Below are 14,102 nucleotides of genomic sequence, written 5' to 3' on the forward strand. Positions count from 1 at the left end.
CTAGGAGCCGGACGCGAGGCGGTCAATCTCGGCCGAGAGCGCGGGGAGCCTCGCCGCGGAGCGGCGCGGCCGAGGTGGCTTGGGTCGTGCAATGCGTGGCGTTCGCGTCGCGGGCCGCGAGCGCCGCGCGGAGGCTCCCTGCGCGATCGCTCGTGCGGAGTTGCGCGCCGAGCCTCGCCGTGGCCGCAGGGAAAGGGGGACTTTGATGAAGAGATCACCGGATGGGGTGTTGGGCGTCTTTCTCCTCGTGACCCTCGGCGTCGCCGGGTGCGGCGGCCGCGACGCCCGCGAGGATCTCCCGGAGAGCGCCGATCGCGGCGTGCTCCGCGCGGGGTCGCCTGCCGCGGGGTCGCCTGGCAGGGAGACGCGCTTCCTGCCCGCGTACCGCGTGATCGGCGGCGGCGCCGACGTCGCGCGGGCGTCGGCGCTCGCCGGCGCGCTCGGGCTCGCGGGGGATCCCGCGCGGGGAGGCGCCGGCGCGCTCGTGGCCGACGGCGCGATTCGCTACGTCGACAGCGCGCGATTCCAGCGCTTGCCCACGAGGAAGGCCGACGCGCCGCCCGCGCCTGGGTTCCGCGACGAGCGTGGCTTCGAGACGTCGGCGGGCGATGACGCCCTGGATTTCGAGGCGCTCGCGGCGCTGCGCGTCCTGCCGGAGGCCGACGCGGCGGCGCGGGCGTGGGCCGCGCTGGACGCCGCGGGCCTGCCGGTCGGGAGCGACATCGCCGTCGGCCACTCGCTGCTCGAGGCGGTCGACGCGGAGGGGCGAACCGTGGCGCGGGCCGAGCTCGACACGCAGGTGAGCTTTCGCGACGCGCTCGAGGGGATCCGGCTGATCGGCCCCGGGGCCAAGGTCCGGGTGACGTTCGACGGCGAGGGCGCCGTGACGCACCTGATCTACGCGCGGCGCGAGCTCGCGCGAGGGGAGGACGTCGCGATCGTCCCGGCCTCCGAGGCCCCCGCGCTGTGCGCCGCCGCGCTGGGCGGCGGCGCGGTGATCGCGGCCGAGCCGGAGCTCGTCTATTACGCCCCGCCGCTCTCCCGCGAGGTACGGCGGATCCTGCCCCATTATGTGTGCAGCGCACGACGGACGGTCGGCGGGGAGGTGGTGGACGTCCGCAAGCGGATCGTGCCGGCCGTCATAGACGCTCCGAGGGCCGAGATCTCGGTGCGTATGGACGGCGAGACCGCGCTCGCGGAGGCGAGCGTCACCGGCGGTGCTGCGCCATACACGTACAGGTGGGTATCGTCGGCGCGCTCGCTCGACGCGCTCGACGCGGTCAGCGAAGGGGGCGCAGGCGGCGCGCGGGTGAAGGTGTCTGGCGTCTCTGGCCTTCGCGGGGAGACGGAGACGCTCTCGCTCTATGTCACGGACGCCGACGGTCTGGTCGCGACGGCGGCGCAGCGGCTCTCGTTCGGCCGCGCGCCGGCGGGGCTCGGCGCGGCGCGCCCGCCGCTCCCGCCGCCGGTCGACGACGGGCGCGCGGTGGTCGGCGCCGAGTGGGTAGGGCTCTGCGGCGGCCTGGATCACTCGGCGGCGAACGTCGATGGGCTGCTGAGGAGCTTCCGGGAAGGGGGAATCGAGTCGCGCTTCAACTGGGGCGACCAGCGCGCGTGGGAGGTCGATTTCAAGGATCCGGCCTTCGGCGGCCAGGACGCGTCGTTCGCGGATTCGGTGGATCTCACGTTCTACACGGGGCACGCGAACGGCGTCGGGTTCATGTTCTGCAGCGCGATGAACGACCGGGTCCTCCATTTCAGCGACGCCCGCTGGGGCAACGCCAACCTGGAGTGGATGGTGGTGGCCGCCTGCGGCCCGCTCCAGGACGACGGCGGCGCGTGGCGCTACCGGTGGGCGGGCGCGTTCGATGGGCTGCACCTCTTGCTCGGCTATGCGACGGAGTCGTTCGACGACACGACCGAAGGATCGATGTTCGCGCGCGCCCTGCTCGACGACGCGAGCCCGGCGCCGGTGCGGCAGGCGTGGGTGACGACGGCGATCGAGGTCCAGCCGGACGACGAGGTGATCTACGCGGTGATGGGGGCGTACGGGCAGGGGTGGACGGTGCCCAACTACGATGACTATTTCTGGGGGAAGGGGCCGGTCGGGCCGGATCTGACGGGGGCCGCGAGGATCGGGTTCTGGCGGATCTCTGGGCCGACCTAGCATGATTGCGGGAGGTCCGTAGCGGAAAGAGAGGAACCGCCAAGACGCCACGAGACGCCAAGAAACACAGAAAAATCTTGGCGTCTTGTGGCGTCTTGGCGGTTCCATTCTCTCGGGCCTCTCTGCCACCCCCGGCAGCGGGGCGCGGGCTCAGCTCAGTACCCGAGCCACTTCGCGTCGAGCTCGATCGAGCAGTGATCGACGAACCGAAACCCGACCCCGCCCCCGTCCGCGCCCCAGATCGTGTACACCGACTCGTTCGCCTGCGGCCGATGGTCTGTCGCGCTGAACGAGATCGGCCCCGCCGTCATCCCGTCGAGCACCACGTTCTGGAAGCCCTCGAGCGCCGCCTTCAGGTCCGCTCCGGTCGGGTGCGTGCGGCCGGCGTCGACGGCCCGCTCGACGGCCTTGCGCCACATGAGCGCCGCGGCGTGGCCCTGGACGTAGGGCTGGTCCTGGTACAGCTCTGGCGGGTGGCCGTCCTTCTCGCGGTAGGCCCTGTGGATCCGCAGCATCTCCGCCATCCCGCTCGAGTGCTGGGTGTCGCCGTAGACGGGCACGGGGAACAGCCCATAAAAGATGCCCGCGCAGTCGGCCCCGCAGATCGCCAGGGTCCTCTCGCCGATGCCCCAGTTGTTCGCCATCACGCGCAGCTGCCAGCGGTTCTTCTCCGGCCCCGGGAACGCCTGCTGGATGAGCTTCTGCGCCGCGGCCGCGCCCTTCCCGACGAAGGACGAGGAGAGGACGCTGTTGCCGGCCCAGAACCAGCTCGCCGGCACATACGACGGGTCCGCCCGCTTCTTCTCGATCTCCCGCTTCACGTAGCCGATCACCGCGTCGACGATGCGCCCCTCGTCCTCGAGGGACGACGTCTGCGGGACGATGAGATCCTGGCCGAGCAGCATCCCGGGAAGCTCCTCCACGTAGGCCTTGCCCGCTGCGAGCGGATCGACGCAGTAAAGACACTTGTCTATCGTGTCGTGCACCATCGCGATGCGCCCGGGCGCGATCTTCCAGGCGGCCTTGATGCCGATGCGGATGGCGGTCGAGTAGTCCGTGGCCGGAAAGAAGATGTAGGGATATCCAGGGCTCGTCTTGTGCTCTGTCGCGGAGGCGCTCTGGCCCAGGGCGTTGAACTCGGCGTGGGACACGTCCGCCGAGATCGGCACCGGCGTGGCGAGCGAGCCGGCGTACGAGCCGGGAATGATGAGCTTCCTCTCCTCCGTGAGCCTCGGGGCCACACGGGTCGTCGGCCCGGTGCCGAACACGAACAGCGTGGAGACCTCGCTCCACCCGGGCTGCCGCCGCCACGCCTCGATGACCTCCTCCGTCCTGGCGGGGTCGTACTGCGCGTCCTTCATGTCGACGTCGATAGGACAGCCCCGGAGCCCTCCCTGGCTGTCGTTGAGGTGACGCAGGTAGTCGTAGACCCCGTAGTTGTAGGGCGGCGAGATGTCGGTGGCCGTCCCCGTGTCGTCCGTCGTGATCCGGACGCGGAGCACCCCGGTGCAGCGAGCGCCGGCGTCCGGCTCGACGAGCACGGCCGCGGCGGAGCCGGCAGCGGGCGCCTGCCCACCAGGGCGGCGCGTCGAGAACGCCGCCGCCGCGACCAGCACGGCCGCGCCGAGCGCCCCGATCCAGTAGCTGCGCTGCTGAGGCCCGGCGTCCGTGCGGAGGTTCGACTTCAGGCCCGTCGAGTCCGAGGCGGAGCGCCCGGGGCCCGGCGTCCCCGAGCTCCGGTGCCCGAGCTCCTCGTCGAGGGCGATCACGGGCTGGATGCGCCTTCCTTCTGCGCCCTCGAAATGGCTCACGCGAGAGGGGCGGGGCTCGACGGGCACGCTCGGGCGGTCCACGCCCTGCGCGCTCTGCTCGAGGTACGCCTTGACCTGCCGCTGCATGCTCGCCCGGCGCTCCGCGAACAGCCCCAGCATGCTCGCGCCGATCTCGTCGGACCCGACGTCCTCGCCCGACGCGCGCAGGTAGTCCTCGAGCGCCGCGCGCATCTCCTGCGCGGTCGCGAACCGCTTCGCCGGATCGCGGTCGAGCGCCCGCGCCACGATGGCGTCGAGGGCCGGGGGGACGTCCGGCCGGAGGAGCGAGGGCCGCGGGATCTCGTCCACGGCCGCCAGCTTCCAGAGCGCGCTCACGGCGTCGCCCCCGAAGAGCCGCTCCCGCGCGAGGAGCTCCCAGAGCACGATCCCCGCGACGAAGATGTCGGCCCGCCGATCGGTCGACCCGCTGCCGACGGCCTGCTCCGGCGCCATGTACGAGGTCTTGCCCTTCAGCTTCCCGGCCTCGGTGAGGTCGGTGTTGATGGACGCCTTGGCGATGCCGAAATCGAGCAGCTTCACCGCGCCGTCGTACGTGACGAAGATGTTGTGCGGGGAGACGTCGCGGTGGACGATGCCGAGCGGCGCGCCGTCGTAATCGCGGAGCTCGTGCGCGTAGTGGAGGCCGCTCAGGAGGTCGGCCACGATCCTGACCCAGACGCCGCGCGTGAAGCCCCCGGCGCCCGGCGCCCCCTCGGCCACCGCCCGCACGAGCGCGCTGAGCGGCTGGCCCTCCAGGTACTCCATCACGGTGAAGTAGCCGTCGTCGTCGTGATCGACCTCGTAGGTCTGGACGATGTTGGGATGGTTGAGGCGGGCGGATAGCTTCGCCTCGTCCAGGAACATGGCGACGACCTTCTCGCCGCCTCCGCCCGCTCCGCCCACGTCGCGATGGCGCTTGACAACGACGAGCTTGTTGAAGGACCCCGGCCCCCGCGCGATCGCCAGGAACACGTCCCCCATCCCGCCCCGGCCGAGCTTCGCGATCAGCCGGTACTTGCCCAGGATCGCCGCCTGGGTCGGCTCCGCGTCCGAGGTGTCTTGACCCGTGCCCACCATGTTCCCGGCCGTCCCCAGGGACGCGCGATGCTCCGAGCGGACTGGGTATATGAGCAAGGCCGGTTATCCTTGTCAACGCCTCCGTGGGCTGGGCCACGGCAGGTCGTTGGCGTCTCCACCCGCGTCCAAGCACACGTATCCGCCAGCGAGGCAGCCCTCGGAGCCACCCTCGGACGGATGTCGGGAGGATTTCGGGCGGCTCGACGACCCAGCGCTCGGCGCAGGGCTCGCTCCCAGGCGCACCTGATGCGCGCGACCCTGCTGCAGCGATCGGGCTCAGGAAGAATCAGGGCAGCCTCGCGGCCGCATTTCGGCCAGAATTGCCGTCGAGGGCGGGCAGGGCCTGCGCTTTGCAGAGCGCGTTCGACCCAGAGAGCCAGGAGGGTACGCAAGTGTCCGTAGCAGCCAGCCAGAACAGCCAGAGCTCGTTCCACTCGGAGCCGCCGCCGCCGGTGTCGATCCCCGGCCTGCGGGCGAAGATCGCGAACGAGAAGCTCAGGCAATGGATCGCCGAGGTCGTCGCGCTGTGCCAGCCGGACAACGTGCACGTGTGCGACGGCTCGAAGGAGGAGTACGACGCGCTGTGCGACCAGATGGTCAAGGCGGGCACGCTCATCCGTTTGAACCCGGAGAAGCGCCCGGACAGCTACCTCGCGCGCTCGGACCCGAGCGACGTCGCGCGGGTCGAAGACCGCACGTTCATCTGTAGCCGGCGAAAGCAGGACGCCGGCCCCACCAACAACTGGGCCGAGCCGCAGGAGATGAAGGCCACGCTTCGCCGGCTCTTCGCCGGGTCGATGCGGGGCCGCACGCTCTACGTCATCCCGTTCAGCATGGGCCCGATCGGCTCGCCTTACGCGCACATCGGCGTGGAGCTCAGCGACTCGCCGTACGTCGCCGCGAGCATGCGCATCATGACGCGCATGGGGCGCAAGGTGCTCGAGGCGCTCGGAGACGGCGATTTCGTCCCCTGCCTGCACTCGGTCGGTATGCCCCTCGCCCCGGGACAGGCCGACGTGCCGTGGCCGTGCAACGCGGAGCACAAGTACATCGTCCACTTCCCGGGAGAGCGGCTGATCTGGTCCTACGGGAGCGGCTATGGCGGCAATGCGCTGCTCGGCAAGAAGTGCTTTGCGCTGCGCATCGCCTCGGTCCTCGGCAGGGAGCAGGGGTGGCTCGCGGAGCACATGCTGATCCTGGGGGTCGAGTCGCCGAAGGGCGAGAAGACGTATGTGGCCGCGGCCTTCCCGAGCGCGTGCGGCAAGACGAACTTCGCCATGCTCATCCCGCCGAAGGCGTTCGCGGGCTGGAAGGTCACGACGGTGGGCGACGACATCGCCTGGATGAAGCCGGGGCGGGACGGGCAGCTCTATGCGATCAACCCCGAGGCGGGCTATTTCGGCGTGGCCCCCGGGACGTCGGTGAAGTCGAACGCGAACGCGATGGCGACCATCCGGAAGGGGACGATCTTCACCAACGTGGGTCTCACGCCCGACGGCGACGTCTGGTGGGAAGGGATGACCGACGAGCCGCCGCCGGAGCTCGTCGACTGGCAGGGGAAGCACTGGACCCCGGACTGCGGCCGCAAGGCGGCCCACCCGAACGCGCGCTTCACGACGCCTGCGTCGCAGTGTCCGTCGATCGATGCGCGCTGGGACGATCCGAACGGGGTGCCCATCAGCGCGATCGTCTTCGGCGGGCGGCGGGCGACGACGGTGCCGCTCGTTGTCCAGTCGTTCAACTGGAGCTTCGGCGTCTACACGGCAGCGACGATCGGCTCGGAGATGACGGCGGCGGCCGCCGGCACCATCGGCCAGGTGCGCCGCGACCCCATGGCGATGCTGCCCTTCTGCGGCTACCACATGGGCGATTACTTCAATCACTGGCTGCAGATGGGGCGCCAGATCGTCAATCCGCCCCGCATCTTCGCGGTGAACTGGTTCCGCAAGGACGACCAGGGCAACTTCCTGTGGCCGGGCTTCGGGGAGAACATGCGCGTCCTCAAGTGGATCGTCGACCGCGTGCACGGCCGCGGCTTCGCGGAGGAGAGCCCGCTCGGCTGGATGCCGCGCTACGAAGACATCGAGTGGCGGGGCATGGACCGCTTCTCGAAGGAGCAATTCTACCAGCTGATGGCCGTCGACCGCGAGGCGTGGAAGGTCGAGTTCGGCTCGCACGGGGAGCTCTTCGAGCGGCTCTACGACCGGCTGCCCAAGGAGATCCTGCTGATGCGCGAGCTGCTCCTGTCGCAGCTCTGGCGCTCGCCGGAGCGGTGGGAGCTCGCGCCGGAGCGCTACCTCGAGGAGCACGAAGACGACGCCGCCGCCGACGAGCCCGGCGCGTAGAGGCCTCCCCGGGTGAGGGCGCCCGCGCGGTACATGGCGCGGGCGCTCTCCCGTGTCGGCGCCGAGCGAGCGCCCAGCCGGACTGAGCGGCGCTGCCGGGGCCCTCACGCCGGCTCGTCGCGCTCGGGGTCGATGTGCACGAGCACCTCTGCGTCGGGCTCGATGGCGAGGATGGCGTCGCGCGCGAGGTCGCCGGTCGCGTGCGCGCGCGCGAGGGGGAGGTCGCCCGAGAGCTCGATGTGCACCTCCACGAACAGCGTGCGCCCGGCGATCCGCGTGCGCAGCCTGTGGTGGCCGAGGAGCTCGCCGCGCGCGCGCATGGCGTCGAGCGCGTCCGCGATGGCGCCGACGCGCTCCTCCGGGGCGCTCGTGTCGATGAGGTCGCGCACGCCGAGCCGGAGGAGGGTCCCCGCGGACGTGAGGACGTAGACGGCGACCGCGACCGAGAGGACGCCGTCGATGCGGGAGAAGCCCGTCGCGTACGTGAGGGCGACGCCGAGGAGGACCGCGAGGTTCGCGGCGATGTCGGTGCGGTAGTGGACGGCGTCGGCCTGGATGGCGCTCGAGCCGGTGCGTGCGGCGACGCGGCCGAGGTAGGCCACGAGCGCCGCGGTGATGAGCGCGGCGGCGGCCATCGCGCCGAGCGTGACGGCGGCGAGGCGGAGCGGCGCGGGCGAGAGCAGCCGCCGGATGCCCTCGATGAGCAGGTAGACCCCCGAGCCGCCGATGAGCAGGCCCTGACCGGCGGTCGCGAGGGTCTCGATCTTCGCGTGGCCGAACGGGTGCGAGCGGTCGGGCGCGGCGTGGGCCAGCTGGATGGCGAGGGCGTTCGCCGAGGAGGCGAAGAGGTCCGTGAGCGAGTCGACGGCGCTCGCGGTCACGGCCATCGACTGGCCGAGCTGGCCGGCGACGAGCTTGCCGAGGGCGAGGCCGCCGGCGGTCAGCGCCGCGATGCGCCCGGCGCGCAGCGCGGCGCGGGCGCGGTCGGCAGGGTCGAGGCGGCGGACTTCGGGGGGAGGTGCGCCGGGGTCGACGGCGCGGGCGGCGGGCGCAGCGCCGGGGTCCGGGCGGTCGGCGGGGTCGGGGAGAGCGCCGCGGCGGGCGGCAGGGTGCAGTCCGCTCATGGCCGGCAGGCTACCTGCGGCGCCCGCGCCCGTCATGCTCGGGGAGATCTTGGGCGGGCACGCGTCCGCCGCAGGATCGCGGAGGCGTACGGCGGCTCGATCCGCGTCCGGAGCGCGTCCGGCGCCGGGCTACGCGACGGCGCGGTCCAGGTGGGCAGGCGCCCCCGCCCGTGACGGGCGGAGCTCGACCTTCACCCACCCGGCGTCCCGCCGATCGAAGGCCTTGTAGGCGTCGATCGCCGATTCCAGGGGCGCTCTCTTGGTGAGGATCGCGGTGGGATCCACCTGCCCCGTCTGCACGAGGTCCACGAGCTTCGGGATGTACTTCCTGTGATTGCAGTTGCCCATCTGGAGGGTGAGGTTCTTGTTCATGGCCTCTCCGATGGGGAACGTGCGCGACGTCTGCGGATAGACGCCGATGACCGCGATGGTCCCCGCCTTGGCCACGCACCGGACGGCCCACTGCAGCACCTGCGACGGCCCGTCGCCGGCGCGGAAGGCGTCGCCCGTGGTCCGCGCGTCGGGGGCGATCTGCTTGACCTCGAGGTCGAACGCCTTGGCCTGCTGCTTCGCCTCCTTGTAGGCGGGGCCTTCGTGCGGGCGCTCGGCGTCGACGCCCACGGCGTCGATCGCCCGGTCCACGCCGATGCCGCCGGTGAGGCGCACGATGGCCTCGATCGGGTCCTCGGCGGAGAAGTCGACGGTCTCGGCGCCCAGCTCGCGCGCCATCCCGAGGCGGTCGGGCACGCGATCGACGGCGATGATGCGCCCCGCGCCCATGAGCTTGGCGCTCGCGATCGTGAACAGGCCGACGGGGCCGCAGCCGAAGATCGCGACCGTGTCGCCGGGCTTGATCTCGGCGAGCTCGGCGCCGAAGTACGCCGTCGGGAAGATGTCGGAGAGCAGGATGGCCTGGTCGTCGCTGACGCCGTTCGGCAGCTTGACGAGGCCGACGCCCGCGAAGGGGATGCGCGCGAGCTCGGCCTGCAGCCCGTCGAACGGGCCCGACATGGCGGGGCCGCCGAAGAACGCCGTGCCCGCGTGCTTGCCGTTCGGGTTCGCGTTGTCGCACTGCGCGTAGTACGCGGCGCGACAGTACGAGCAGTAGCCGCACGCGATCGTCGAGGGCACGACGACGCGATCGCCCTTCTTCAGGTTCCGCACGTCGGCGCCGAGCTCCTCGACGACGCCGACCGCCTCGTGGCCGAGGACCGTGCCCGGCACCATCCCCGGCATCGTGCCGCGGACGAAGTGGAGATCGGTCCCGCAGATGGCGCTCGCCGTGATCCGGAGGATCGCGTCGGTCGGCTCCTTGATCTTCGGCTCCTTGACGTCGTCCATCCGGATGTCGCCGATGCCGTGAAACACTACCGCCTTCATGGGTTCTCGCTTTCTCCCTCGGGGGGCGGCGCGCCGGCCGGCCGAGCGGCACAGGCCGCCGCGCTCTGCAGAGATGGCCGAGGTTCTGGACGCCGCGTGTCCGTGCCGATCCCGTGCCAGCCTGCGCGTGCAACCGCGGCGCGGAGGGCGCAGCAACCGAGGTGCCAGCGGGACATCGCCGGGAGATCCAGCGCCGGCGCGCTGCTCGCATTCGCGGCGCGCTGCTCATCCTGCTGTGAGGCGAGCGTGACAATATGCCCCGTCCGGGGCCGCCCGCCGCGGGCGAGCCCGGTTATCCGGGCTCGCCGGACCGGACGCGGACGACCTTACCGTCGAACGCGACGGCCAGCGCGTAAATGGGCGCGGCGCCGCTCGCGCGGAGCTCGGCGGCGTAGTCGCGCGCCCGGATCTGCGCCAGCGCCTCGTCGAGCGCCTGCTCAAGGCTGACCCGCGGCGCCCGGGCGACCTTGAGCTCGAGCACAACGCCGGGCCGGCCCGGCTGCGCCGGCCGGATCATCACGTCGGGCCGCCCTTGCCCGGATTCGCGGTTGGAGCGCACCTGATGGCCCGGCTCGAGCGCCGCGAGCAGGCCGGCGACGAAGCCGTGATAGACCGCCTCCGGATCGACCCTCGTCGCGTCGTGGTACGAGAGCACGCCGGCGACGAAAGCCTGGAGCTCCGCTTCGAACCCCGCCGCGTCGCCCGAGAGGAGCGCGGCGAGGAGCCGTTGCATGCTGCTGCCCTGCCGCCTGAGCCGCGCCTCCGCCCAGCGGCGGAACGTGCCCGTGTAGAGCAGCCGCACCTCGCGGTTCGGGATCTTCAGGGCGTGCGCGGGCTGCTCCCCGTGGCCGCGCGAGCGCTTCTCGGCGCGCAGGTATCCCGAGAAGACCAGCAGCCCGAACAGCGCATCTTCGTTCTGCGCGAGGTCGCCGATGGCGACGTTCTCCTCGAGCACGCGCTCGAGCTCGCCTCCCTCCATCAAGACCTCCAGCGCAGGCTGCAGCGTCACGGCGTGCTCCTCGATCACCTTCTGGATGAGATCGTTGGAGCTCGTGCCGAGCCAGAAGGGGAGCGGATCCTGGTCTTGTCCTTCGAGGAAGCTGAGGATCGACCAGGGGTTGTAGATGACCGCGCCGCCGAAGTCGTACCCATTGTACCAGGCGCGGATCACCTCCAGCAGGCCGCGCCGCCCCGCCTTCTCGAGCAGCGCCTCCACCTCGGCCTCCGTGAACCCGAAGCAGGTGTTGAAGTCCGAGCGGAGGAGCGAGTAGGCGACCACGTTGTTGAGCCCGGAGAAGATGCTCTCGCGCGCTACCCGGAGGATGCCGGTGAGGACGGCCCTGTGGAGGTGCGGATTGCCCTTCAGCCCCTCGGTGAGGAACGTGCGCACGAAGTCGAGGATCCGCGGCGCATAACCGTGCAGATAGCCGGCGTGGATGGGCTCGTCGTACTCGTCGATGAGCATCACGACGCGCTCGCCATGGAGGCGGTGGAGATGGCTCGACAGATCCAGGAGCGCCCGACCATACACGGCCTCGGACGCCGTGCCGTCCAGCACTTCCTTGTAGCGGCGCTGCTCCACCTCACCGAGCTGGCCGCTGTCGAGCACGTGGCGGTGCTGGTTGTAGAGCTCGACGATCTTCTCGCGCAGGGCAGCCCAGCAGCGCTCGAACGTCTCCTGCTTCGCTCCCTTCAGCGTCAGGTAGATGACGGGATACCGCTGGAAGTGCTCGCGATAGCGCTCTCCGGCCCGCCATACCGAGAGGTCTTCGAACAGGTGGGACAAGTCCTCCTGCCGCTTCTCGAAGAACCAGCGCAGCATCGACAGGTTCAGCGTCTTGCCGAACCGCCGAGGGCGGGGGAGGAGGACGACCTCGACGCCCCCCTTGTCGACGAGCTCCTGGATGAGGTGGGACTTGTCGACGTACTCCAGCCCGGACTCGCGGAGCTTTCGGAAGTCGTCGATGCCGAGCGCGACGCGGAGGGACATGAGATTCCAGCCGTATGCGGCCCGTCCGGCAGGAGGTCAAGCGAGCCGCTCTCCGTGCCCGATACGGCCGCCGGGCCGGCGTCGTGGCGTCACCGCCCTTCGCGCCGCCGATCCGGCGCGCTCCCCCGCGCCGGCGCCGCGGCGTACCGCGCGAGCGCGCGCCGGACCGGGCCGCGATCGGCGCCGCCGGCGCGCACGGGATCGGCCTCGCCGACCAGCACCGACAGCGCGCGCGCCTGCGTCGCCGCCGCGGCCGCGAGGGCGCGATCGCCGTTCCGCGCGGCGAGCGCCGAGCGCCGCCGCGCGACGCCGAGCGCCGCCGGCAGCGCGCCCGCCGCCACGTAGGCGGCCGCGAGCTCCTGGAGCAGCTCGCCGTCGTCGCCGCGGAGCGCCGCCGCCGCTTCCAGGTCCGCGATCGCCTCCTCGCGCCGCCCCTCGCGCGACCGCAGCGCCGCCCTGGCGCGGTGGCCCTCGACGAAGCCGCTCATGTGGTCCAGCCCCACGGTGTACGCGCGCTCCGCCTCGCGCGGATCGCCCGCCCGCTCGTACAGGGCGCCCAGCCCGAGGTACGCCGGGCCGTAGGTCGCGTCGAAGCGGACCGCCTCCAGGTACCGCTGCAGCGCCACGTCGGCCTCGCCGGCCGCGGCGCGGGCCTCGGCCTGGCGCGTCAGCTCGGCGGCCTGGGCCGTCGCCCAGCCTACCCCGTCCGCCCGGGCCGGCGCGGCCCCGTGCAGCAGCGCCGCGGCGAGCGAGGCGGCAGCGAGGGCGCGCGCTCGCCGCCGCGCGCCCCCCGCATCTACGCACCGCGCCGCGCACACCGGGCCGAGCGTACCGGCGCCCGGCCCGTCGAGCAAACGGACGGCTGCTCCGGAAGGCAGCCGCCCGGCGCGAGTTCGCGTAGGATGCGCGCTCATGGGTGAGGATCTGCGCTTCCCGGACGGGTTCCTGTTCGGCACTGCCGCCTCCGCCACACAGGTCGAGGGGCACTGCGCGCAGAGCGACTGGGCCGCGTTCGCGCGCGAGCCGGGGCGCGTCCGCGGCGGCGATACGCCGGACGACGCGTGCGACCAGCTGCACCGCTTCCGCGAGGACGTCGCGCTCCAGGCGCGGCTCTGTATGGGGGCGCACCGGCTCTCCATCGAGTGGGCCCGCATCGAGCGGGAGCCGGGCGAGTTCGATCCGGCCACGTGGGACCACTACCGGGACGTGCTCGGCGCGCACCGGGACGCCGGGATCACCCCGATGATCACCGTCCATCACGTCACGCTGCCGCGCTGGGTCGCGCAGCGGGGCGGCCTGCTCTCGCAGGAGCTGCCGGCGCTCCTCTCGCGCTTCGCCGAGCGTGCCGTCGAGGCGCTCGGCGACCTGTGCCAGCTCTGGGTCACCATCAACGAGCCCAACATGCTCGCCTTGCAGGCCCACCTGCTCGGCGTCTGGCCGCCGGCGCGGAGCTCGCCCGTCGAGGCGGTGCGCGCCCACCAGAACCTCTTCCGCGCCCACGCCGCCATGTACCGCGCCATGCACGAGGCCGCGGGCCGGCGCGGGCATTCCATCTCGGTCGGCGTCGCGCACCACCTGCGCGTCATCGAGCCGGAGCGGTTCGGGCGGCTCGCCGACCGCATGTGGGCGGCCCTCTTCGAGCGGCTGTTCAACGACGCGTTCGCGCGCGCCGTCTGCGACAGCGGCCTGCACGACTTCTTCGGCGTGAACTACTACAGCCGCGACCTCGTCCGCTTCTCGGCGGCGCACGCGCGCGCGGGGTTCCTCCGGCGGCTCGTCCCCGAGGGGGCGGAGGTCAGCGATCTCGGCTGGGAGATCTACCCGGAGGGGCTCGGCTACGTGCTCGACGCCTGGTGGCCCCGCGCCCGGGTCCCGATCTACATCACGGAGAACGGCATCGCCGACGCCGACGACGACCAGCGCCCGCGGTTCCTCGTGCGGCACCTCGCGGAGGTCGCGCGGGCCATCGCGCGCGGCGTCGACGTGCGCGGGTACATGCACTGGTCGCTGCTCGACGGCTTCGAGTGGGCCGAGGGCTACGCCCCGCGCTTCGGGCTGGTCGAGGTCGACCGCGTGACCCAGGAGCGCAGCCCGCGGCCCAGCGCCGAGCTCTACGCCCGGATCGCGCGCGCGCGCCTCATCGAGGCAGACGGCCCGGGCGGCGCACAGCGCGAGCGCGGCGCCGCGCCCGCGTGACGGACGGCACCG

The 14,102-nt window shown here is 72.1% G+C and carries 8 protein-coding genes; 3 read left to right on the forward strand and 5 right to left on the reverse strand.

Going from position 1 to position 14,102, the window contains the following annotated elements; translation table 11 throughout:
• Positions 1–205 precede the first annotated feature (205 nt).
• Positions 206–2,167: a DUF6345 domain-containing protein gene (locus tag ACSRUE_RS27160; RefSeq protein ID WP_441286122.1), complete on the forward strand. Its 1,962-nt coding sequence runs from the start codon at positions 206–208 to the stop codon at positions 2,165–2,167.
• A gap of 155 nt (positions 2,168–2,322) precedes the next feature.
• On the opposite strand, the gene ACSRUE_RS27165 is transcribed toward ACSRUE_RS27160, so the two are convergent.
• Positions 2,323–5,112, reverse strand: coding sequence for a protein kinase domain-containing protein (locus ACSRUE_RS27165; protein WP_441286123.1), 2,790 nt, complete (start codon positions 5,110–5,112; stop codon positions 2,323–2,325).
• 395 nt (positions 5,113–5,507) lie between these two features.
• Between ACSRUE_RS27165 and ACSRUE_RS27170 the strand changes: the two genes are divergently transcribed.
• Positions 5,508–7,400: a phosphoenolpyruvate carboxykinase (GTP) gene (locus ACSRUE_RS27170; protein WP_437769827.1), complete on the forward strand. Its 1,893-nt coding sequence runs from the start codon at positions 5,508–5,510 to the stop codon at positions 7,398–7,400.
• 104 nt (positions 7,401–7,504) lie between these two features.
• Here ACSRUE_RS27170 and ACSRUE_RS27175 read toward each other — a convergent pair whose 3' ends face one another.
• The 4 genes from ACSRUE_RS27175 to ACSRUE_RS27190 all read right to left on the reverse strand — a co-directional run bounded on the left by ACSRUE_RS27175 (position 7,505) and on the right by ACSRUE_RS27190 (position 12,748).
• Positions 7,505–8,524, reverse strand: coding sequence for a cation diffusion facilitator family transporter (locus ACSRUE_RS27175; protein WP_437767094.1), 1,020 nt, complete (start codon positions 8,522–8,524; stop codon positions 7,505–7,507).
• Positions 8,525–8,653: 129 nt separating this feature from the next.
• Positions 8,654–9,904, reverse strand: a complete 1,251-nt coding sequence (locus tag ACSRUE_RS27180; protein WP_441286124.1) for a zinc-dependent alcohol dehydrogenase — start codon at positions 9,902–9,904, stop codon at positions 8,654–8,656.
• Between the two features lie 292 nt (positions 9,905–10,196).
• Entirely contained in the window at positions 10,197–11,894 is a 1,698-nt protein-coding gene (locus tag ACSRUE_RS27185; protein WP_441286125.1) for an AAA family ATPase, read from the reverse strand.
• A gap of 89 nt (positions 11,895–11,983) precedes the next feature.
• Complete coding sequence (locus tag ACSRUE_RS27190) at positions 11,984–12,748, reverse strand: tetratricopeptide repeat protein (RefSeq protein WP_441286126.1); 765 nt, start codon at positions 12,746–12,748, stop codon at positions 11,984–11,986.
• Between the two features lie 58 nt (positions 12,749–12,806).
• Here ACSRUE_RS27190 and ACSRUE_RS27195 point away from each other — a divergent pair, with 58 nt between their 5' ends.
• The gene (locus tag ACSRUE_RS27195; protein ID WP_441286127.1) at positions 12,807–14,090 is read left to right on the forward strand and encodes a glycoside hydrolase family 1 protein; all 1,284 of its coding nucleotides are present in this window, start codon (positions 12,807–12,809) and stop codon (positions 14,088–14,090) included.
• The last annotated feature ends 12 nt before the right edge of the window (positions 14,091–14,102 follow it).

Origin of the sequence: Sorangium sp. KYC3313 (assembly GCF_052075895.1) — a bacterium.
Classification (GTDB): Bacteria; Myxococcota_A; Polyangia; order Polyangiales; family Polyangiaceae; genus Sorangium; species Sorangium cellulosum_B.

What these genes read in the sequence shown, in the direction of transcription:
- ACSRUE_RS27160 (WP_441286122.1), top strand. Translation starts at nt 206, where the DNA reads ATGAAGAGATCACCGGATGGGGTGTTGGGCGTCTTTCTCCTCGTGACC.
- ACSRUE_RS27175 (WP_437767094.1), bottom strand. Translation starts at nt 8,524, where the DNA reads ATGAGCGGACTGCACCCTGCCGCCCGCCGCGGCGCTCTCCCCGACCCC.
- ACSRUE_RS27185 (WP_441286125.1), bottom strand. Translation starts at nt 11,894, where the DNA reads ATGTCCCTCCGCGTCGCGCTCGGCATCGACGACTTCCGAAAGCTCCGC.
- ACSRUE_RS27195 (WP_441286127.1), top strand. Translation starts at nt 12,807, where the DNA reads ATGGGTGAGGATCTGCGCTTCCCGGACGGGTTCCTGTTCGGCACTGCC.
- ACSRUE_RS27180 (WP_441286124.1), bottom strand. Translation starts at nt 9,904, where the DNA reads ATGAAGGCGGTAGTGTTTCACGGCATCGGCGACATCCGGATGGACGAC.